The 19592-nt window shown below is 62.3% G+C and carries 18 protein-coding genes; 8 read left to right on the top strand and 10 right to left on the bottom strand.

Going from position 1 to position 19592, the window contains the following annotated elements:
* The first annotated feature begins 43 nt into the window (after nt 1–43).
* Nucleotides 44–1582 carry an AMP-binding protein gene (locus tag CP958_RS21975; RefSeq protein WP_096704348.1) on the top strand — a complete coding sequence of 513 codons (1539 nt, stop codon included), beginning with the start codon at nt 44–46 and terminating at the stop codon, nt 1580–1582.
* 49 nt (nt 1583–1631) lie between these two features.
* On the opposite strand, the gene CP958_RS21970 is transcribed toward CP958_RS21975, so the two are convergent.
* From CP958_RS21970 to CP958_RS21960, 3 genes are all read right to left on the bottom strand, one after another.
* Nucleotides 1632–2723 carry a CaiB/BaiF CoA-transferase family protein gene (locus tag CP958_RS21970; RefSeq protein ID WP_197706439.1) on the bottom strand — a complete coding sequence of 364 codons (1092 nt, stop codon included), beginning with the start codon at nt 2721–2723 and terminating at the stop codon, nt 1632–1634.
* Between the two features lie 76 nt (nt 2724–2799).
* Nucleotides 2800–4026: a CoA transferase gene (locus CP958_RS21965; RefSeq protein ID WP_096704347.1), complete on the bottom strand. Its 1227-nt coding sequence runs from the start codon at nt 4024–4026 to the stop codon at nt 2800–2802.
* Between the two features lie 81 nt (nt 4027–4107).
* Entirely contained in the window at nt 4108–5274 is a 1167-nt protein-coding gene (locus tag CP958_RS21960; RefSeq protein WP_096704346.1) for an enolase C-terminal domain-like protein, read from the bottom strand.
* A gap of 254 nt (nt 5275–5528) precedes the next feature.
* Here CP958_RS21960 and CP958_RS21955 point away from each other — a divergent pair, with 254 nt between their 5' ends.
* Nucleotides 5529–6443 (top strand): LysR family transcriptional regulator, encoded by a 915-nt coding sequence (locus CP958_RS21955; protein WP_170959078.1) that lies wholly within the window; start codon nt 5529–5531, stop codon nt 6441–6443.
* 19 nt (nt 6444–6462) lie between these two features.
* On the opposite strand, the gene CP958_RS21950 is transcribed toward CP958_RS21955, so the two are convergent.
* Together CP958_RS21950 and CP958_RS26565 are read right to left on the bottom strand one after the other, a co-directional pair.
* Nucleotides 6463–8046 carry a HAMP domain-containing methyl-accepting chemotaxis protein gene (locus CP958_RS21950; RefSeq protein WP_170959077.1) on the bottom strand — a complete coding sequence of 528 codons (1584 nt, stop codon included), beginning with the start codon at nt 8044–8046 and terminating at the stop codon, nt 6463–6465.
* Nucleotides 8047–8210: 164 nt separating this feature from the next.
* Nucleotides 8211–8654, bottom strand: a complete 444-nt coding sequence (locus CP958_RS26565) for a cache domain-containing protein (RefSeq protein ID WP_170959076.1) — start codon at nt 8652–8654, stop codon at nt 8211–8213.
* A 511-nt stretch (nt 8655–9165) separates the two neighbouring features.
* Between CP958_RS26565 and CP958_RS21940 the strand changes: the two genes are divergently transcribed.
* The 3 genes from CP958_RS21940 (at nt 9166) to CP958_RS21930 (ending at nt 13608) form a co-directional block, all read left to right on the top strand.
* Entirely contained in the window at nt 9166–11166 is a 2001-nt protein-coding gene (locus CP958_RS21940) for a hypothetical protein (RefSeq protein ID WP_096704342.1), read from the top strand.
* 10 nt (nt 11167–11176) lie between these two features.
* Nucleotides 11177–12001 carry a hypothetical protein gene (locus tag CP958_RS21935; RefSeq protein ID WP_096704341.1) on the top strand — a complete coding sequence of 275 codons (825 nt, stop codon included), beginning with the start codon at nt 11177–11179 and terminating at the stop codon, nt 11999–12001.
* 392 nt (nt 12002–12393) lie between these two features.
* Nucleotides 12394–13608: a glycosyltransferase gene (locus tag CP958_RS21930; RefSeq protein ID WP_096704340.1), complete on the top strand. Its 1215-nt coding sequence runs from the start codon at nt 12394–12396 to the stop codon at nt 13606–13608.
* Nucleotides 13609–13763: 155 nt separating this feature from the next.
* Here CP958_RS21930 and CP958_RS21925 read toward each other — a convergent pair whose 3' ends face one another.
* Nucleotides 13764–14093, bottom strand: a complete 330-nt coding sequence (locus CP958_RS21925; RefSeq protein ID WP_096704339.1) for a chaperone modulator CbpM — start codon at nt 14091–14093, stop codon at nt 13764–13766.
* Nucleotides 14090–15013: a DnaJ C-terminal domain-containing protein gene (locus tag CP958_RS21920; RefSeq protein ID WP_096704986.1), complete on the bottom strand. Its 924-nt coding sequence runs from the start codon at nt 15011–15013 to the stop codon at nt 14090–14092. The genes CP958_RS21925 and CP958_RS21920 overlap by 4 nt, the downstream gene beginning before the upstream one ends.
* A gap of 609 nt (nt 15014–15622) precedes the next feature.
* On the opposite strand from CP958_RS21920, the gene CP958_RS21915 reads away from it, so the two are divergent.
* From CP958_RS21915 to CP958_RS26560, 3 genes are read left to right on the top strand one after another with little or no spacing between them, the layout of a single operon-like run.
* Nucleotides 15623–15832 (top strand): hypothetical protein, encoded by a 210-nt coding sequence (locus CP958_RS21915; RefSeq protein ID WP_096704338.1) that lies wholly within the window; start codon nt 15623–15625, stop codon nt 15830–15832.
* Between the two features lie 18 nt (nt 15833–15850).
* Entirely contained in the window at nt 15851–16084 is a 234-nt protein-coding gene (locus tag CP958_RS21910; RefSeq protein WP_096704337.1) for a hypothetical protein, read from the top strand.
* A gap of 2 nt (nt 16085–16086) precedes the next feature.
* Nucleotides 16087–16242, top strand: a complete 156-nt coding sequence (locus tag CP958_RS26560; RefSeq protein WP_170959075.1) for a hypothetical protein — start codon at nt 16087–16089, stop codon at nt 16240–16242.
* 9 nt (nt 16243–16251) lie between these two features.
* On the opposite strand, the gene CP958_RS21905 is transcribed toward CP958_RS26560, so the two are convergent.
* From CP958_RS21905 to CP958_RS21895, 3 genes are all read right to left on the bottom strand, one after another.
* Complete coding sequence (locus CP958_RS21905) at nt 16252–17763, bottom strand: radical SAM protein (protein WP_096704985.1); 1512 nt, start codon at nt 17761–17763, stop codon at nt 16252–16254.
* Nucleotides 17764–17852: 89 nt separating this feature from the next.
* Nucleotides 17853–18920, bottom strand: a complete 1068-nt coding sequence (locus CP958_RS21900) for a TonB family protein (protein ID WP_170959074.1) — start codon at nt 18918–18920, stop codon at nt 17853–17855.
* Nucleotide 18921: 1 nt separating this feature from the next.
* Nucleotides 18922–19581, bottom strand: coding sequence for a TonB family protein (locus tag CP958_RS21895; RefSeq protein ID WP_096704335.1), 660 nt, complete (start codon nt 19579–19581; stop codon nt 18922–18924).
* Nucleotides 19582–19592: the final 11 nt, after the last annotated feature.

The raw sequence follows: 19592 nt of genomic DNA, 5'->3' as shown, positions 1-19592 counted from the left end.
ATTATTTAATAAATTGAAAAATGTTCTTGGGAGGCTTCAACTCATGAAGACGCTTGGAGACTTCTCGCGGCTGAATGCGCGCCGCTGTCCGGGGAAGGTCGCGGTAAGGATGGGTGATGAGGCCCTGACCTTTCAGGACCTCGACGCCCTCTCCACCAGCTTGGCCCGCTCGTTGATCGCGGACGGGCGGGGAGCGGGGGCGCGGATCGCCATTCTTTCGCAGAACTCCCCCGAGTTCGTGATCATCGCGCAAGGTGTCGCCAAGGCCGGTGCGATTCTCGTTCCCATCAATACCCGCTTCGTCGGAACGGAAATCGTCGGTGTATTGACCCATTGCGGGGCCGGGGTGCTGTTCGTGGAACCGGAATTCCTGCCCATCCTTGGCGACGCCGTGGCCGGCATGGCCAATCCGCCGGACATCATCCTGATCCGCTCCGGCCGGTCCGGTCCCGACGGCCCGGCCAACCTGGAGGATTATATCGCCGCATCGGATCGTGCGCTTTCCCTTCCCGTGGTCGATCCCGCCACGGCGGCGGCCATCATGTACACCAGCGGCACCACCGGGGCACCCAAGGGGGTGATGGTGTCGCATGAAAAATACTTGCGCATCTTCCTGGCCATCGCCATCGAGATGGAGGTTCGGGAGCCGGATGTTCTGCAGCTGGCGGTACCGCTGTTTCACAATGGAGGGTTTGCCTCCGTCCTCAACCCCGCCCTCATGGTCGGGGCCACGGTGGTCTGTTATCGCGGAAGCTTCGATGCCGATCGGATTCTGTCGGATGTCGCCCGGCATGGCGTCACCCTGACGCACTGGGTTCCCACCATGTTGGCCATGGTGACGCCGGTTGCCAAATCGGGGAAATACGATCTGGGCACCTTGCGCAAGATTCACTACGGCGCCATGCCCATCGCTCCGGAACTGCTGGCCGAAGCCTGTACGGTCTTCAAGGCCGACTTCTTCCAGGGATATGGAACGACCGATGCCGGCTTGATTTCGTGCCTGCGGCCCGAGCAACACCGGTATCATCCGGGAATGACCGGGCGGCCGGTCTTCAATACCCTTAGCCGCATCATCGACGCCGAGGGTAACGACGTGCCCATCGGTGCGGTCGGCGAAATCGTCGTTGCCGCGGAAACCAGCGGAATGATCGGCTATTGGAGCGACGAAAGGGCGACCGGAGATGCCATCCGGGACGGATGGATTTATACGGGAGACATGGCGCGCCAGGAGGAGGATGGCTTCTTCACCATCGTCGAGCGCAAGAACTTCATGATCATCTCGGGCGGCGAGAACATCTTTCCCATGGAGGTGGAGAAGGTGCTCGCCTCCCATCCCCAGATATCCGAGGTGGCCGTCTTCGGAATGAAGGACGCCAAGTTCGGCGAGGTGGTCTGCGCGGCGGTCGTCCCGGTTTCCGGCGCGACGGTAAGCCTTGAGACGATTCAGGATTACTGCGACGGGCGGATCGCCCGCTACAAAATTCCCCGCCACCTTCTGGTCTTGGATGAACTGCCGCGGACGGCCATCGGCAAGGTCGCCAAGGGCGCCCTGCCGGCCTTGCTGTCCCGGCACCGGACGTGATGGTCGTCGGGCGGCCCGGAGACCTCCTCCAGGCCGCCCCGGTGAGGTTTCAGGGGCACCCCCACCGTTCCAGCAGAGCACCCGGTTCGGCAAAGGACGGTGCGCTGCTGCCCTCGGAAAATCGTGGAGCCGGCGCGGGACGGACCACGCCGTTATCCGTGGTGAACAAGCCCCTGGCGACGGCGTGGGGATTGCTCGGAGCCTCGTCCATGTGCAGGATCGGCGAGACACAGGCGTCGGTTCCCGCCAGAAGATCACACCACTCGTCGCGCGATCTGGTGGCGAAGGCTTCGGCCAATTGGCTGCGGATGTCCGGCCAGGCCTGTCGGGATGCCGCCCGCTTGGCCAGATCGCGATCGAGGCCCAGACCGTCGATCAGCGCCAGACGGAACTTCATCTCGGCGGCGGCGACCGCCAGCCAGCCGCCATCGCCGGCCTGATAGACGCCATAGAACGGGAAGCCGCCATCGGCCTCGTTGTCGCCGCGATCCAGCGACCACAGTCCCGCCTGACGCAGGCCATAGAGAAAGGTCATCAGGTGGGCGGCCGCATCCACCATGGCGGTTTCCACCACCTGCCCCCTGCCGGTGGAACGTGCCGATGCCAGGGCGGCGGCGACGCCGAAGCAGAGATAGACGCCACCGCCGAAATCACCGACCAGATTGAGGGGCGGTACCGGGGGGCCGCCGGCCGGCCCGATGGCATGAAGGGCACCGGTGATGGCGATGTAGTTGATGTCGTGCCCGGCTTCGGCGGCATAGGGGCCGTCCTGGCCCCAGCCGGTCACCCGGCCGTAGACCAGGCGGGGATTGCGGGCGTGGCAGTCCTTGGGACCGAGGCCGAGGCGCTCCATGACGCCGGGACGGTATCCCTCGATTACGATTTCGGCGGTGGCGATGATGTCCATCAGACGCGCCAGTCCCTCGGGACTTTTCAGATCGACCGCCAATCGGGTCTTGCCGGTATTGAGAAAGTCGAACTGCGGCGGAATGGGGAGATAATCGGCGTGCCCCGCCCGCTCGATCCGCAAGACCTCCGCCCCCATCTGGGCCAGCAGCATCCCGGAAAACGGACAGGGCCCGATGCCTGCGAATTCCACCACCCGGACGCCCGCCAGTGGTCCCTTGCCCTCGGTCATCATGTGATTCTCCCTGAAACTAAGCCTTGCGGGGGACCGGCGAAGAGAGGAGCGACACCGGTCCCCCCGGATGCACAAATCAGGCGATGGCTCCCGACTTGCGCAATTGGGTGAGCTGTTCCTCGCCGAATCCCAACGCGGCCAGAACCTCGTCGGTATGTTCCCCCAGCAGGGGCGCCCTAACATGGACACCGCCGGGAGTCCGGGTCAACTTGGGGGGAACGCCGGGAACGGTGACCCGCCGAGCCGAGCCGGGCTGTTCGACCTGGGGCAGCATGTCGCGAATCTGGTAGTGGGGATCGGCGAAGATGTCGGCCGCGTCGTAGACCGGCCCGAACGGGACCTTGCCGCCCAGGATGGCGGAAAGCTCCGCCTTGGTGTGGCGCAAGGTGAAATCCTCGACGACGGCATAGACCTCGTCGGTGTTTTCGACCCGGGCGCGCTCGGTGGCGAAACGGGGGTCCTTGATCAACTCGGGCCGCCCGATGGCTTGGCAGAAGATCTCCCAGATCCGCCCGGGCGGTACCGCGATGGCGACCCAGCCGTCCTTGGCGCGGACTGCGCCCATGGGGCTGATCTCGGGGTTGCGGTTGCCGACCGGTCCGGGAACCTTGTCCAGATAGGAGTAGATGTTGGTGACCGGCTCGCAGAAGGCCAGGACGCTGTCGATCATGCCGACATCCACATACTGCCCCTTGCCCGAGGTGCGGGCTTCCCACAATGCCACCATGGTGGCGTAGGCGGCGAACAGGCCGGGGATGGCGTCGCCGGGGCCGGCGCCGACCTTGATCGGCGTATGGGCATCCGGACCGGTGAGGCCCATCAGTCCCCCCATGGCCTGGGAAACGATGTCGACCGCGGGCCAGTCGGCATAGGGACTGCGTCCGCCGCGCGGGTCGCCGAATCCGCGGATGGAGGTGTAGACCAGGCGCGGATTGCGCTCGGCCAGGGTCTCGTATCCCAGGCCGAGCCGGTCCATGACCCCGACGCGGAAGTTCTCGACCACGGCATCGGCGGATTCTGCCATTTTCAGAAAGACCTCGCGGCCCTCGGGATGCTTCAGGTCCAGCGCGATACCGCGCTTGTTGCGGTTGCAGCATTGAAACATGCCGCCATAGGCCCGCACGGTGTCGTCCTGGGTGAATGGGCCGACGCGGCGCGCCATTTCACCCTCGGGGGGTTCGACCTTGACGACGTCGGCGCCATGGTCGGCCAGCATCTGGGTACAGAACGGCCCCGCCAGGGCTTGGCTGACATCGAGGATGCGCAAGCCCTTCAGGCCGCCGGTCAAAGAAAAAGTCGCCATGTGTGTTTCACCTGTCGGTTTGGAAAGTCCGGCGCTGGGTGGGGAGCCCATGGCCGCGTCTGCGCGGCCATGGGGCGAGGGTCAGGCGGTGATGACGCGAATGGACTTGCCCGGCGTGATCAGGCGCTGGAGCAGATCCTCGTTGATGTCGATGCCGAGACCGGGACCATCGTTGGGATAGAGGAAGCCGCCCTCGAAGCGCGGGCCGTTCAGGGCCAGATCGTCGGTGATCGAGCCGCTGTTCAGAACGTCGTGAATGTGGAGCGGACCGGCATTTTCCTGCGGGAAGCGGGCGATCCAGTCGTCCGCGACCAGCAGATGGGTCGCGGGGCTGGCTTCCAGACCGGAGCCCACCATGCAGCCGCAGATCACCGGCATGTTGGCCAGGCGCGCCATGGTCAGCCAACGCTTGGACTTGACCAGGCCGCCGGCCTTCTGGGTCTTGATCATCAGGCCATCGGCGGCACGCCGGTTGATGATGTCCATGAGGTGGTGAAGCTCCTGCGCCGATTCGTCGGCGTAGATCGGAGTGGCAACCTTGCCGCGCAGCCGGGCCATGCCCTCGATATCCCAGGCGGGAAGGGGCTGCTCGATCATGGAGAGGTTAAACTTCTCCAGCGCGCGGATGGTGTTCAGCGCCTGATCGTAGGTCCAGAATCCATTGACGTCGATGAACAGATTGACGTCGTATCCGACGGCCTCGCGCACTGCGGCGATGGTGGCCACGTCCTCCTTGAGGGTGGCGTTGCCGGTCTTGATCTTGAGGAAACTGTAGCCTTCCTTGAGGATGGCCAGGCAGTCCGGAATCAGCACCTCGGGCTTGCCCGCCGACAGCACCAGGCCAAGCGGGACGCGGTCGATGGTCTTGCCGCCCAGCAGGTTGTAGACCGGCGTTTCCAGGATCTTCCCCACCAGATCGTGAAGGGCGAAGTCGACGGTTGCCTTGGCCTGATTGTTGTCGCGGGCCATTATGTCCATGCGGCCGACGATCTTCTCGATCTTGGTCGGGTCCTCGCCGAGCAGGATCTGCGGCGCGAAGAAGTCTCCGATCATGGCGGCCATGGAATCCTGAGTCTCGCCACGATACCACGACGAGGTGTCGCCGGAATCGGAAAAGCCGACCAGACCCTCGTCGGTATGAATTTTAAGAATGATGCTGTGAATAGCGGTAACGGTTCCACCACCCATCACGATGGGGCGGCGTAAAGGTGTGGAAATCGGGATAATTTCAAGTTTTGTGATCTTCATGACTATTTATAATCCTTCTCGCGATACGGCCGAATTCAGCCGTCATATTTCAAAGCGTCGTGGGCTATCCAAATTCGATTGCCAAATCAGAGATTTGTAACCGGGACCACCTATCCATGGGGATATCTGACCATGGCTGGACGGTAAAGTCAACCAACTGGTTGGATTGTACGTTCAGGGGTGGGACGTGTTATGATGAGGCTGTTCAAGGGTGTTCAGGCGCCCGGAGCCGAATATCAGTCAAGGGGCGCAGGATGTTTCCGTCGACATTTCGCAGGCTGGAGGTCTTCATCGCGGTGGTGGATGCCGGCAGCTTCGTCGGGGCGGCGGAGCGGCTGGGAATCGCCCACCCGTCGGTCAGCAACCACATCCAGGCGCTGGAGCGGCAGGTTCGCTGCGAATTGTTCACGCGCCGGCGGGGAACCATATCGATCCTGACCGAACCCGGGCGCCGCCTCTATGAGAGGGGAGTCGATCTGCTCGAGAAGGCCGCCGCACTTTCCCAGGACCTGTCCCTGCCGCCGAAAAAGACCAGACAGGTGCCCCTGGTGATTTCCTGCCAGCGGGCGGTGGCGACCGGTTGGCTGTGCGCGCCGTTCGCCGATTACGCCAAGGCCCATCCGGAGATCGACTTCACCGTCAACGTGGAGCGCTATGAAACGGTGGTCGAGGACCTGATCGAAGGGCGCGCCGATCTTGGCTTTCTTCTGGCGTTCGGGCCGGTGCTCGATCTCCCGTGCGAACGGATCGGCAGCGAGCCGTTCTCGTTCTTCGCCCCGCCCAACAATCCTCTTGCCGAGCGCGACCGTGTGCGGCCCTCGGAGCTGAGCGCCTATCCGTTCATTACCCCCCGCCGGGCCGGCCGTTTCGGCCAGATGGTTCACAACATGCTGGGAAGCGCCGGAATCTCCAATTATTCCGTGGCGTATCAGGTGCAGGAGGGGGCGGTCATTCAGGAACTGGCGATCATGGGCTTGGGAATCTTCTGTGGACCCGACCGCCTGGTGCGCGGCGCCGTCGAGGCCGGGTCATTGGTGAAGCTGCCGGTGGAAGGGCCAGAACTCCGCATGGACGTCTTTTGTGTATTGCCGCCCAATAAGAAGCCGCAGAGGGCGGCTCTCAACTTTTCGAAGGTTCTGAAATCGTTTCATACGGGCAGTTCTCGATGACGAGGCTCCGGAATATTTCTCAGGCGCTTTGCACGGCAAGAAGGAAGTGATCCACCTCGCCGCGCAGGTGTTCCGCTTCCAGGACCAGGCGCTGGGCCGAGGCGAACAGGTCGGTTGCGGCGGTGCCCGTCGAGTCGATGGAAAGCTTCATGTCGCCGATGGTCGTGCAGACCGCCCGGGTGCCTTCGGCCGCCTCCTGTACGTTCCGGGCGATATCCGAGGTCGCCGATGATTGCTGGTCCACGGCGGCGGCGATGGTCGCGGTGATGTCGTGCATCTCCGAAATGCGGGTGGCGATGCTTGCGATGGCGGCGGCGGTATCGCGGCTGATGGCTTGTACGTTGGAAATCTGATCGGCAATCTCCTTGGTCGCCCTGGCCGTGCCATGGGCCAGCACGCTGACCTCGCTGGCGACCACGGCGAATCCCTTGCCGGCCTCGCCGGCGCGGGCTGCCTCGATGGTGGCGTTCAGGGCGAGAAGGTTGGTTTGTCCGGCAATGTTGTCGATCAGGTTGACGACCTTGCCGATCCGCTCCGACGCATCGGTCAGCCCGCGCACCAACCCCTCGATCCGCTCTATTTCGCCGGTCGTCTGATCCGATATCCGCGTGGATTGGTTGGCTTGGCGCTCGATCTCGCGAATGGAGTGGGAAAGTTGCTCGGCGGCCGCGGCGACGGTGCCCACATTCTCCGTCGCGTGACCGGCCGCGTCGACCACGGAATCGGCTTGTTGGCGATTGCTGGTGGTGTTGGTGGTGAGGCTGCGGGCGGTGGACTGAACCTGCTCGATGGCCGCCGCCAGGGACTGAAGGGTTTCGTTGATCGCCGTATCGAACGTTTTGGTGGAATCTTCCAGCATGGCGCTGCGACGTTCGCTTCTTGCCCGTTGGCCTTCACGCTCGCGGTCCAGTTCCCCGGCCCGGATCATGTTCTGCCGGAAGACCAGGACGGCCTGGGCCATCAGGCCGATTTCATCGCGCTCGTCGGCGGAGGGGACCGGCGTGTCCAGTTGCCCCTTGGCAAGATCGTTCATGGCGGCTGCCATTCCCACGATGGAATTGGCGATGAGCCGGCACATGACGACCATGACGGTGGCGCCGATAATGAAGCACAGGAATGATATGGCAAAATATCTGGCTTCGGATGCATTGGTGATTAGAATGGATTTTTCATGAATGGAGTCGCTGTGCTTGGCTGATCTATCGATGACATGATCAAGTTTCTGGACAAGAAAGTCATACTGCTTCTCGTTTGCCTTCATGAGCATGAGAGCCATCAACGTGTCGTCCTTATAGATATCCATGACGTCGTTGGTGGATTTCGAGAAGCGTCCAATCGCCTCGTTCATATCGGGCTGGGAACTGCCCTCGGCGGATATAATTTCGATCTTCCCCCGGATATTCTTCTCACCTTCCATGATCTTGCCGCTGTCGACTCCCGCCGCCTGCCAGTTGAGGAGGCGATAGAGTTCGGCCTCGATGCTGGCTGCCAGGAGGCGTGTTTGTTCGATCTTGCGTTCGGCGGCGAAGGATGTCCTGACCTCCGACAAGGCGTCGGATAACCCTTTCATTCCGATGCTGAATATTACCGCGAGAATCGCCATTGATATGATGAGTATGATTGGAGTCATGTATATTTTTGTATGGAGTGGAAGTGAGCGAATCCAACGTGCAATCATATCCATAGTAAGGCAATTCCATTGGGAGAGGTTAGTACTTGGTGATGAGGTTCCAATCACTAATGATTGGAACCTCGTTTTACGACGTCTTATTTGAAGAACCCGACCCCACAGAATATCTGTCCCGATTTCTTGATGATGGTTGTTTTCTTGGCGACCTTCTTGGTCACCGGATCGGCCCAGTCGTAATTTACGGCTCCTTCGCCTGACGGCGACGAAGCCACCTGGATGAACTGGCTCGTCAGTTCCGATCCTTTCGTGTCTCGCCCCACCAGAGTCGGATTCCCCCCATGGGCGAGGATTTTTCCGTTGAAATCCTCGCAGAGCACGTAGAGGTCACGGTCAACGAACGGCCCCCCCTTGTCGCTGAAATCCTTCAGCGCGGGTTCGGTCCCAACCTTGGTGATGTGGGCTACCGCCTTGCCGAGAAGAATTTGGGCATCGGCCTCGCTGCCGCGTTCTCCAGCGGCCATCGCCGGAGCCGCCGTGGCCCCGATAAGGGCGGCCACTAGAACCAAATGAGATGTCGACATCCTTCGCTCCCTTTCGACCGTTGGGCCGGGTTTGTGGCGGCCATTGGAGGCCATCTCCCGGCTATGAATAACATCCAACCATTTGGTTGGGTCGCGTGTCAATGATGGAGCGGCCGTCCCCGTAGGCATCGATTCAAGTTGATGGGCTTTGCGGCTTAAGGCTTCCGCCGTTCCGGGAACTGTCCGGGAGTGGGGAGAGGAAACCGGACGGAAGGAAGGCGGAGTGGCTAACCCACGCCACTCCAGCCCGCCCGAACCCATCAGCGCGGCGCTGTTCCCGTCCGAAGAGGGGAACTGGTGTGGAGCCGGAGGTGAGCCGCCAGGACAGTGAGGATGAGATTATTTGCCACCATTTGTGAATTGTTCGTAGCTGAACTCGCCCGACGCTACATTGGAAATCCTCTATTAGTTGCTGCTTGCAAATCTCCGGTTTATGGCTGATCTTCGATAGCCACCGGTCCAAAGGCAGGGGGAGGGGCGGATGGCACGAGAATTTCGGATTGGCCTGACCATGGCCGGTGCGATTTCGGCGGGTGCATACACAGCCGGGGTTTTCGACTTCCTGGTCCGCGCCTTGGCGGCGTGGGAGGCCGAACGGAGCGGAGATGACACTCGCCACAAGGTCCGTCTGGTTGCCATGTCGGGGGCCTCGGCGGGCGGGATGACGGCGGTACTGGGCACCATCGCCCTGGCCCGCGGCCTGCAACCCGCCCCGAACCCCGCCGACCCTGCCCTGCCCGATTTGTATCGGGCCTGGGTCAAGGCCGTGGCGATGGTGTCGGACGGGATCTGCCTGCTGTCGGACGAGGATCTGGCGGACGGTAAGGTCCTGTCGCTGCTGAATGCCAGGCTGCTCGACGATATCTGCGACAAGGCCCTGGCGGTTCCCTCACCGCCGCCGCTGCCGCCGGCTATGCCCTTCCTGGCCGAGCCCCTCCATCTGTACCTCACCGAGACCAATCTGCGCGGTATCGAATACGACATCGCGTTCGCCAACGGCGACGTCTATCGGATGCTCAACCATGGTGACCGTAAGCATTACAAGGTCACCGGCCTGGGCGGCGATCCTGCGGTGGCCAGTGCATGGGCCGGTCAGGATCCGGGCCAGACCTTGGTGGCAGATCGGCTCAATCAGGCCGGCAAGGACAGCGAATGGGGCGAGGCCGGTCGCAGCGCTTTGGCCACCGGTGCGTTTCCGGTCGGGCTGGCGGCTCGGGTTCTTGACGCTGCCAGGGACGACTACCAGGGCCGGCAGTGGCCGATACCGACCGAGGGCGCCACGGTCAGCCCAGCCTGGCCCAAGGACTGGTCGCCGGTGGGCGACCGCTTCGACTTCGTCACCGTCGATGGCGGCGCCATCAACAACGAGCCGTTCGAACTGGCGCGCTACGCCGTTAAGGATGACCTCGACCGCAACCAACGCGATGGCGGTACCGCCAACCGTGCCATGATCATGGTTGCGCCGTTTCCCGAGGGGTACGCCTTTCCCCGCGCCGACAGCCTTGATGACCGGCTGATGGCGGTGATCAAGGCGCTGCTGCCGACCTTCATGCAACAGGCCCGCTTCAAAGCGGATGAACTGGTGGCTGCGGCCGCCCCCGACATTTACAGCCGTTTCCTGATCGCGCCCAAACGCACGGACAGCACGGACGTGACGTCGAAGGACATCGCCTGCGGGCTGCTGGGCGGCTTCGGCGGCTTCCTCGATGAGAGCTTTCGCCGCCATGACTTCCAACTCGGCCAGCGCAACTGCCAGGAATTCCTGCGCAGCCATTTTACCTTGCCCAACAGCAACGTCCTGTTCGGCGGCGATGGCATGAACCCGTCGGCGGGACAGACGTTTCAGGACTTGCCGATCGTGCCGCTGACCGGCGTCCTTGGGACCGAAATTGGGCAGCCGGACTGGCCGCGGATGTCGATGGTGGCCTATTCAACCCTGGTCCAGCACATCGGCAGCCGCGCCGACAAGCTGGTGCCGTTGCTGCTGAAGCAGGAGGTGGGCAGCGGTTTCCTGCGCTGGCTGCTGAAGGTGGCCTGGAACACGATCCCGTTCTGGTCGATCCGTGACAAAGTAATCGAGGCGGCGCGCCTGGCCATCCTGGCCGACCTGATCCGCCGTGACCAAATCGACGACTGTGTCGGCGATACCTTTCCGCCCGAGGACGGCGGCGGCCCGCGGCCGGGCGGCCTGAGCGAGGCCAATCCTCTGCGGCTCCGCAACTTCAAGTCGGATGAGCGGGAGGTATTGGCCCGGCTGACCGACTCCAGCTTTGACCTTCGCACCGTGGCGGGCATCGTCAAGGATACCGGCCTGGATGCCATCGTGGTCCAGAACACCCTGGTCAAGGCCTGCGAGGTGCCCGACGGCGGCACTCACAAGGCCTGGTGTTCGGATATCACGCAGAACGGTGCGGCGACCTATACCCTGGATTCGCGAAAGCTGGGTTTCTTCAAGACGATGCCGCTGCTCGGCGGCTTGGTGCGCAAGGTTTCCGGCGTCTCCATCGGTTGAGGAGGACATCATGGCGTGGACCGCAATCGTCGACATCGCCGCCGTGCTGGCCTTCATCTATCTGGTGATGGCGGTGATCGGCTCGTCCCTGGTCGAATTGGGGGCGACGATTCTCGGCTGGCGCGCAGGGACCCTGAAGGACGGGATCGGCAAGCTGCTCGACGACCCGGACCTGCGGTCGCTGGCGGCACGTGTCTACGGTCATCCGTTGATGGTGCAGCCGGGGGGCGGGCGCGGCCCTAGCTACATCGATCCCAAACTGTTCGCCATGGTGTTGACCGACGTGGTCGGCCAGAACGGCGGGTTCGCCGGGGTGTCGGTCAAGGCGCCGGTCGCGGCTCTGCTGCGCGCGACCGGCAACGACCCGGAGGCTTTCAAGGCGGCGGCGGAACAGTGGTTCGACGGCGCCATGGAGCGGCTGTCGGGTGTGTACAAACGCCAGACCCAGATGGTGCTGTTCGTGTTCTCCCTGTTGGCGGCAGGGCTATGCAACGTGGATTCCATCCAACTCACCCGTGGGCTGGCGACGATGTCCACCAAGGATAGGGGCGCACTGGTCGACATGGTTGCGAAAACCGAGCAGGCGGCTGCCGAGCCGGCGGCTCCGGACGGCACCGGCAAGTCCATCAAGGCGTCAATGGACGCCCTGGACAAGTTCACCAACCTCATTCCCTATGACAAGCCGCAATCGGCCCTGGGCTGGGTGGGCAAGCTGGTCGGCTGGATGATGACTGCCCTGGCGGCGTCGCTGGGCTCCCACTTCTGGTTCAATCTGCTGCAGAACGCCCTGCGATTGAGCGGCCGTAAGCCCGCCGTGGCGACGGAGGGCGCCTGAGCCACATCAAGCGGGCAATGCAAAGCCATTGGGTGATGGGGGATTTGCCATCCATGCCGGCAACGCCGACACCAGCAGGTTCCCCGGCTGCCGTTCCCCTTCACCGGCGGCACCGATGCATTTGTTTCGCTCCTTGGCGACGTGCCGGCCGACATCCAACGCGAGTTCTCATGCGGCACAATTTGCCCGTGACGGATGCGTGAGGTGGTGCGCATATTCAGTGCTGACGGCCGTCGCCGGGGTGGAGGAAATCGCGTGAGCGCCCATACCATCGGCAATCCGGAGCAATGAGCAGTATCATCGGCGGCATTGTCCATAGTGGGATTTTGCGAGTCTCATATGAAGCACAGGTATCAATCATAATTATTTAATTGATAAAAGTGGTGATAAGAATGGCAGATCTAAGTTCTTTTGGGATGATTCTCTTCAATACATCGGTCTATGGCGGCGTCTCTGATAGCTATTGGACTGTAATGATGGAGGATATTGCTGCAGCGCTTCACCGTCGGGGTGACGACTGCATTTGTATCAATCCAGATAATCCCGAGCACATAAAGCTGCTTCAAATAGTGGCACTGGGTGCGGGGTGGCCGCGCTATCTGCTGCTCTTCAATTTTGCCCCCGCCCTTGCTCGGGCAAACGACCCCAGCGCACTTGGCGTGCTGGGGGGGATAAAGGCTCCCTACATTTCCCTATTTCTGGACCACCCTGCCCTGTTGGGAAAGGGGGTCGCTGAAATGGAGGCGGGGATCGCCGCGGATCCAAGCCTTCGCCCACTTCGGCACTACGGACTCATGGAGCGGGAGCATCTCGCGGTCATGGACAAGCTTGGAGTTCCGGCGTCCTCCTGCTTCCTCTTTCCGCAGGCCGGAGGGGCGCCGGTCGCCGAGCCGCGCCCCATGGGGCTGCGTTCGATACCGGCAATCTTTGCTGGCACGATCGAGGCGGAGGTCTCAAACCAGGAATTCTGCGAACAGATGGGGCTGAAGGACCCTCTTTATTGCCGTCTCGCCGACGAAGCGGTTTCAGAGATAATGGATGGCCAGTGTGATGTTTATGAAATTGTTGCGCGGTTGTTTGCGGGCACTGAGATTGTCGCAACGACAACAAATCTAATCGAGCTCATAAGGAGGCTCGATTATCGTGCCCGGACCTTGCGCCGCCACCGCATGTTTAGGTGCTTACGTCACTTGCCAATTCAATATTATGGCAATGCATCCGATGATTTTAAGCGTAATAATACAAATATTGAATTCATGGGGTCGATTGGGTTTCGTGGGTTGCTTGATGTAATGAATGATACAAAAGTAATGCTGAATGATACCATTAATTTGAGGTCAAGTACGTTGATCCGAGTTTTTTATGGGATGTCCAGGGGATGCCTTGTCGCATCTGAGGTGAACTCGTTCATTGAGACCGAATTCGTCACTCCGGGGGCGGCGGTGGCGATCGACTATAATGACTGTTCCGCCGGTGAGCGGATCATGGATTTGGTCAATCGGCCGGTCGAGGCGCAGGCCATGACTCACAAGGCTCTGCAAATTTATTCCGGAGCCCACACATGGGACCATCGCGTCACAGCTCTGTTGGACGTGATCCCCAAATAAATCGGGCTCTGGGAGGGCTGCGGCATTGGCCTTCGCGGTAGAAGGAGAAGGTTCGGCCAACCACCATTTCCTCTCGTCGCCGGCGGCCGGTGCGGAGTCTTCACGCGATGCCTTGATGTCGACGGCCACTCTCCCGCTGCTGCCCTTCCCCGGTATCAGGGCATATGATCGGCCAGGTGCCGGGCCAAGGTCTGGCGCACCTCCTCGGGAGCCGTCCGGCGGAGCGCGTCGCAAAGCTCCCGCATGCGGCGACGCTGGTCGTACAACTGGTCAAGCAGTGACAGCACGATGGGCAGAGCCTCCTCGTTGACCTGCATTTCATCGCGCAGTTCCTGAATCAGACGGACCCGCGCCACATCGATCTCCCGAAATACATAGTCGCCGTTGTGGTCATCGGGTCGAATCCACTGGTTGGCGATCCATCGCTCCAGGTCCTGACGTTGCAGGCCGGACAGTTGCGTCACGAGGATATCGATGGTGATCATTGCCTCGCCTCCATCCCCCGCCTCGGGTCCGTCGGGTGTTCCGGCTTCCAGGTGCGAAGGAATTCCTCCAATGCCGGGTCCGGCGTTCCGACCACCAACCGCAAGGTGGCGTACAGGTCGCCTGCGGCCCGGCCGCCATGGGCCGGCACGCCCCGCCCCCGCAGCCGAAGCTCCGTTCCGTTGTCGGAGTGGGGCGGGATGCGCATTCGCACCGGGCCGCCGGGTGTCGGCACCTCGATGGAACCGCCAAGGACGGCTTCGGCCAAGGTGACAGGCAATTCCAGCCGGATGTCCTGGCCGTCACGTCTGAAATAGCGATGCGGGGCGACGCTGATTTTGATCAGGGCATCGCCATCGGGATCGCCACTTGCCCCTTTACCGCCCTGGCCGCGCAGGCGCAGGGTCTGACCATCGGCCGTTCCCGGTGGAATTTTCACGTCCAGCGTGCGGCCGTCGGGCAGCGTCAGCCGCCGTGTCGCGCCATTGACGGCGTCGAGAAAATCCGTTGTCAACGAGTAGTGCTCGTCATGCCCGCGCATGCGGTGCTTGCCGGTGGTCCGGGGCCCCTCGTTGAACATGGCGCCGAATATGTCGTTGATATCCTCGGCGCTCCATCCTCCCGCCTGTCGACTTGGACCGTAGCGGCGGCCGTGCTCACTCTCGGCATAGTCGCGATAGGACGGCCGCGAGGGCTGCGCCTGTCCGGCGGCATCGATCTCGCCCCGATCGAATTGGCCGCGCTTGATGGGGTCGGACAGGAGGACATTGGCAGCCGATATGGCCTTGAACCGCTCCTCCGCCGCCGTATTGCCCGGATTGAGGTCGGGATGGTGCTGTTTGGCCAGCTTGCGGTAGGCGCGGCGGATGTCTTCCTGGCTGGCGTCGCGTGCAACGCCGAGTGTTTTGTATGGATCGTCCAACGCATCCACCCCCGATTGTTGGCGGCATGGCGACAGTTCTCCGCTACTCTGAGCCGCCTCGTCTCGCCACGTCAACCGACGGCTTGGTCACCCGGCCATGTCCGGTGGCCGCAGCCGATCATGGCCGCCACCGGTAAATTAATGTCGGGGCCTTCCCGGCGTTGTTTTCCCTGGCATCGGCGAAGGCCAGGGCACTCGGACGGCGCGGACTTAGATCGGATCGAGCCTGATCGGAATACATCGCGAATTCACCTCGTCCCTTCCCCTCGGGCTATCGATATGTCCGTTGATTTCTATCGGACGGATACTTTCTCAATAATGGCTAAAAATCCTGAGAAATATTATTCCGTATCGTCGGAAAATAGCGTTTGAATTTATTTCGAGCTGTAAATTGCAATATTATCATACGGTATTATATATTCATCGCTGGCGGTGATTTGCGTCGGCGGAGGATGAAAAATGAACGCCCCAATGCAGAAGTCCTGCTGTTCCGCGAAGGAATGGATGGTTCCACCGGTTCTCGTTCCGCTTGCCTTGCTCCTGATCCTCGCGATCTGGATCGGGTTGCGTCCCCATCTCGGTTGAGCCGCGACAGAAGGAGTATCGGACATGGCCGTCAATATGATGACCTTTCCCGTCTCGCCGGGGATCGAGGGGATGAACAAGCTGGCTTTGTTCCTCAACGCCTCGCATCCGTCGGGTGACTGGCATTTCGGTCGGGGTACCCGCTTTGATCAAAGCGTGGTGAGCATCGATTTCGACGAGCCCGCCGATCTGGCTCCCGCCTGGCGGAGCTATTGCAGCGCCCTGACGTCATAGCCGGAGGAAAGGGGGCCCATGTCCGACAGTACGTCGTTCCAGCTCAGCCGCATCTACGCCGGAGGGTGGGGCGTAGGACGGCAATATGCCGATACCGATCCGGCCGATCTGGACGGAGAGGCTGATCGCCTCAATCCATACCTGCTGCCGGTCGAGCGGGAACGGTGGAGCCAGGGATTCAAGGATGCGGCCTCACGCGTCCGGAACACGCCAGTGCGGTCCCGTGATCGCCTGATGCGAACAGGAGAATAGAGATGGCCAAGGGACAAAAGCGCAGCGGCCGCGAGCCGAAAAAGCCCAAGGCGGCGGTGAAGAAGGCCCCGCCGCCGGTATCGATCTTCACCGACGACAGCCGAATGGGCAAGAAGCCGCCGCGGGTGGCGGGGCCGCCAAGCCCCAAGCCGGATTGAAGGCGGCTTTCAGTCGGCTTTTTGTTGCTGGACGGCACCGGCCAGGTGCCGTTCGGCGAACGCCTTCATGGACAGGCCGATGATCCAATCGGAAATCACCATGGGAATCCGTGACGGCGTCAGAAACGGGAAGCTGCGCAGGAATGGCACCAGGGTGGAGATTCCTCCCGACAGGATGCCCTTGACCAGCAGGCGGCTGACGATGCCGACCCGCTGGCGCATGGAATAGCCGCTGCCATAGATCGGGACGCGCAGATGCACCGCCTTGTTGCGGATGCGCCGGCCGATTTCCGGACCGGTGAGCAGGCGGCCGTAAAGCGTCTGGTAGGCTGCGGCCATGGCCTCGGCACTCATGCATTTCGGTACGATATTGGTGGTCAGGCAGGTGTTGTCCGAGTGCCTTTCGATGGGCCGCAGGCGCCCTTCCTTTTGCATCCGCTCGTGCAGCGGCGTGCGCGGCAAGGCCATGAGCAGACCGATCATCGCCGATTGGATTCCCGCCTCGGTGATGAAGCGGTACTGGTGCTCGAAGGTATCCAGGGTGTCGTGATCGAAGCCGATGATAAAGCCGCCCAGCACGTCGATGCCGTGGGCGTAGATGCGCCGGATGGACGTCAGGGTATCCTCGCGCAGGTTCTGGGTCTTGCCGGTTTCCTTGAGGCCGACGGGGTCGGTGGTCTCGATGCCGATGAACACCCAGCCGAAATTGGCGGCGCGGAACAACCCCAGTAATTCGTCGTCCTGGGCCATGTTGAGCGACGCCTCGGTGCCGAAGCTGAACATATAGCCGTGCCGCTTCTGGTACTCGGCCAGGAAGCGCAGCAAATCCTTGGCTTCCTTCGGATTGCCGATCAGATTGTCGTCGACGAAGAACACGCTGCGGGCGCCGAAGCGGCGCAACTGGTCCAGTTCCCGTTCGATCTGGTCCAGGCCCTTGACCCGTGGGCGGCGGCCGAACATCACGATGATGTCGCAGAATTCACAGCGGAACGGGCAACCGCGCGAGAACTGGATGGTGACGTTGGAATAAGCGTCCAGCCTGAGCAGGTCGTAGCGGGGAACCGGCGAGTCGGCCAGGGCCACGGTTCCGGTCTCGTGGTAGAGGGATTTGGGGGCTCCCGCCTCGAAGTCGCGGCAGAATTCCGGCCATACGTACTCGGCCTCGCCGGCCACCACCGTATGGGCTTCCTCGGTATAGTCGTCGTGGCACAGGGAGGCGAAGCTGCCGCCCGCCACCACGTAGTGCCCCCGCTCGCGGTAACGGGCCAGCAATTCGCGCTGGCGGGCATACTGGACGCCCATGCCGCACACTCCGACGATGTCGGCGGTGGTGGTGAGGGGGACCGCTTCGATATTCTCGTCGATGATCTCGACCCGCCAATGGGCGGGGCACAGCGCCGCCAGCGTCGCCAGGCCAAGAGGAGGGTTGACCGCCCGTTTGCCCGGCAGGACGTGGTCAATCGCCCACCTGAAGCTCCAGAAGCTTTCAGGGAATTTCGGATTGATCAGCAGCAGATGCATGGCGTGATCTTTCCCGGGTATCAGATCGCCGGGATGGCCCAGCATGATAGCGCATCGGCCGGGCTAAATCCATTTTGCCCTTGGCATCGCTACCGGCAAATGATGCCGACCGAGATACGGCGGGCGACGGTCTGCTGCGCGGCGGCGTGCTGGTCGGATACATTGCTGGTGCCGTAGCGAACACCCGCCGATCCCAGGAATTTCTTGATCGAGGCCGTCGTCGCCGACCGGACGGTGAATATCAGGTCGACCATGCTCCCCTTTTTGGGCCGGTCCGACTGCTTGCCCAGGACGAGTCCGATGACGCGGCCGTTGGAATTCAGCACCGGGCTGCCGCTGTAGCCCGGCATGCCGGTCCCGTTGATGGCGAAGACTTCCCTGGCCGATGCGGCGGTCTGGTTGTCGGCGACGAGGGCGTTGCTGATCTTCGGATGATCGTCTCCGCCCTCAGCGCGCAGGTTGTTGTCGCCCAGGAAGAAGACCGGCTCGCCGTCGTGCAGCGTGTCGTCCGCCTCGAATATCGCCGGGTTCTCGACCGTGACGGCCAGACGGAGGAGGGCGAGGTCGGAATTGGGTGACATGACGGAGCCGAGGACCGGGAACAGCATACGCCCCTTCATCACCGCGATCTTCTTGCAATTCTCGACCACATGGCGCGCCGTCAGCACCATGCCCGTGGAATCGACGAAGACGCCGGTGCCGCTGGACATGACCGATTTCTCGCTCACGCCATCGGGCAGCCGCCAGGGTGCCAGAAAGGCGAGGGCGAGTTCGACCGACATCTCTTTTGGTGGGGGGGCCAAGGGAGACGCCGCCAATGCCGTCGACACGGCGGCGGCATCCAGCGTCGCGACACCGCTCGATTTGGTCACCCTCAGCGTTTCCGGGCTGATATCGCCGTTTCCGGTGATGGTGAAGGCGATGGTGACGATGCCGTGGATGCCCGCCGTTTTCTCTTCTGGCGGGTATGCCAGATTGTCCTGCAGGCGTTTCCTCAGAGCCTCCAGGTATGTCCGGAGTGCTTCCCGATCCAGGGCGTGGTGACGAAGGGGCCGATCCGGCGGCCGGTCGGCATGGTCGGCGGCCAGGGCGGCGGGAGGAGCGGCTGCCAGCAGGATCAGCAGAACGATCGACAGGCGGGCGACCCGGCCCGGCATCCTAATTCTGTGCCCGGAAGCCGATGGGGATGGCGATGCGCATTTCCTTGGGCGGCGGTTCGAACGGCGCGCTGGCCAGTGCCGACGACAGGGCGCTGGCATCCAGGCTGGCGAAGCCGCTGGACTTGATCACCCGGAGAGTTTCCTTACGGATATCGCCGTTTCCGGTCACCACGAAGGTGATGGTGGCGGTGGTCAGGATATCCATCTTCCTGGCTTCGTCCGGAAAGATGAGATGCTTTTGCATCCGCTTCTGGATCGCACGGGCATATTCCTTGAGCATTTCCCGCTCCAGGTCCTCGTGGCGGATGGTCTCCTGCCGCTGCTGCAGATCGGCGTTGCCCGGCATGTCGGCCTTCTGATCGGGTGGCGGCGGCGAGGGGGCTTCCTGCTTCGGCGTGTCGGGGATCACCGCCTTCTTCGGCACGACCTTGGGCTTTTCCCGTGGCGGCGGCGGTGGGGGTGGGGGCGGATCGTTCCGTTCCTCGATCTGCTTCTGCTCCACCTGCCGGTTGGTGATCTCTCCCTGAAGCTGGACCACCAGGGTCTGGTCCTGCTTGGGCGCGGGGATGGGGGCGGGAAGCGCGAACAGGGCCGCGGGAATGGCGTGAAGGGCTATGGAAGCCACGAGGCCGTGCCGGAACGAGAAGCGCTTGCCCACGGTGTTGGTCC

Origin of the sequence: Magnetospirillum sp. 15-1 (genome assembly GCF_900184795.1) — a bacterium.
In the GTDB taxonomy this organism is placed as follows: Bacteria; Pseudomonadota; Alphaproteobacteria; order Rhodospirillales; family Magnetospirillaceae; genus Phaeospirillum.
This window is presented reverse-complemented; position numbering and strand designations above follow the sequence as displayed.

Bases quoted from the DNA above. Each gene is read 5' to 3' on its own strand.
- CP958_RS21975 (WP_096704348.1), top strand. From the start codon at position 44: ATGAAGACGCTTGGAGACTTCTCGCGGCTGAATGCGCGCCGCTGTCCG.
- CP958_RS21970 (WP_197706439.1), bottom strand. From the start codon at position 2,723: ATGATGACCGAGGGCAAGGGACCACTGGCGGGCGTCCGGGTGGTGGAA.
- CP958_RS21965 (WP_096704347.1), bottom strand. From the start codon at position 4,026: ATGGCGACTTTTTCTTTGACCGGCGGCCTGAAGGGCTTGCGCATCCTC.
- CP958_RS21960 (WP_096704346.1), bottom strand. From the start codon at position 5,274: ATGAAGATCACAAAACTTGAAATTATCCCGATTTCCACACCTTTACGC.
- CP958_RS21955 (WP_170959078.1), top strand. From the start codon at position 5,529: ATGTTTCCGTCGACATTTCGCAGGCTGGAGGTCTTCATCGCGGTGGTG.
- CP958_RS21950 (WP_170959077.1), bottom strand. From the start codon at position 8,046: ATGGCGATTCTCGCGGTAATATTCAGCATCGGAATGAAAGGGTTATCC.
- CP958_RS26565 (WP_170959076.1), bottom strand. From the start codon at position 8,654: ATGTCGACATCTCATTTGGTTCTAGTGGCCGCCCTTATCGGGGCCACG.
- CP958_RS21940 (WP_096704342.1), top strand. From the start codon at position 9,166: ATGGCCGGTGCGATTTCGGCGGGTGCATACACAGCCGGGGTTTTCGAC.
- CP958_RS21935 (WP_096704341.1), top strand. From the start codon at position 11,177: ATGGCGTGGACCGCAATCGTCGACATCGCCGCCGTGCTGGCCTTCATC.
- CP958_RS21930 (WP_096704340.1), top strand. From the start codon at position 12,394: ATGGCAGATCTAAGTTCTTTTGGGATGATTCTCTTCAATACATCGGTC.
- CP958_RS21925 (WP_096704339.1), bottom strand. From the start codon at position 14,093: ATGATCACCATCGATATCCTCGTGACGCAACTGTCCGGCCTGCAACGT.
- CP958_RS21915 (WP_096704338.1), top strand. From the start codon at position 15,623: ATGGCCGTCAATATGATGACCTTTCCCGTCTCGCCGGGGATCGAGGGG.
- CP958_RS21910 (WP_096704337.1), top strand. From the start codon at position 15,851: ATGTCCGACAGTACGTCGTTCCAGCTCAGCCGCATCTACGCCGGAGGG.
- CP958_RS26560 (WP_170959075.1), top strand. From the start codon at position 16,087: ATGGCCAAGGGACAAAAGCGCAGCGGCCGCGAGCCGAAAAAGCCCAAG.
- CP958_RS21905 (WP_096704985.1), bottom strand. From the start codon at position 17,763: ATGCATCTGCTGCTGATCAATCCGAAATTCCCTGAAAGCTTCTGGAGC.
- CP958_RS21900 (WP_170959074.1), bottom strand. From the start codon at position 18,920: ATGCCGGGCCGGGTCGCCCGCCTGTCGATCGTTCTGCTGATCCTGCTG.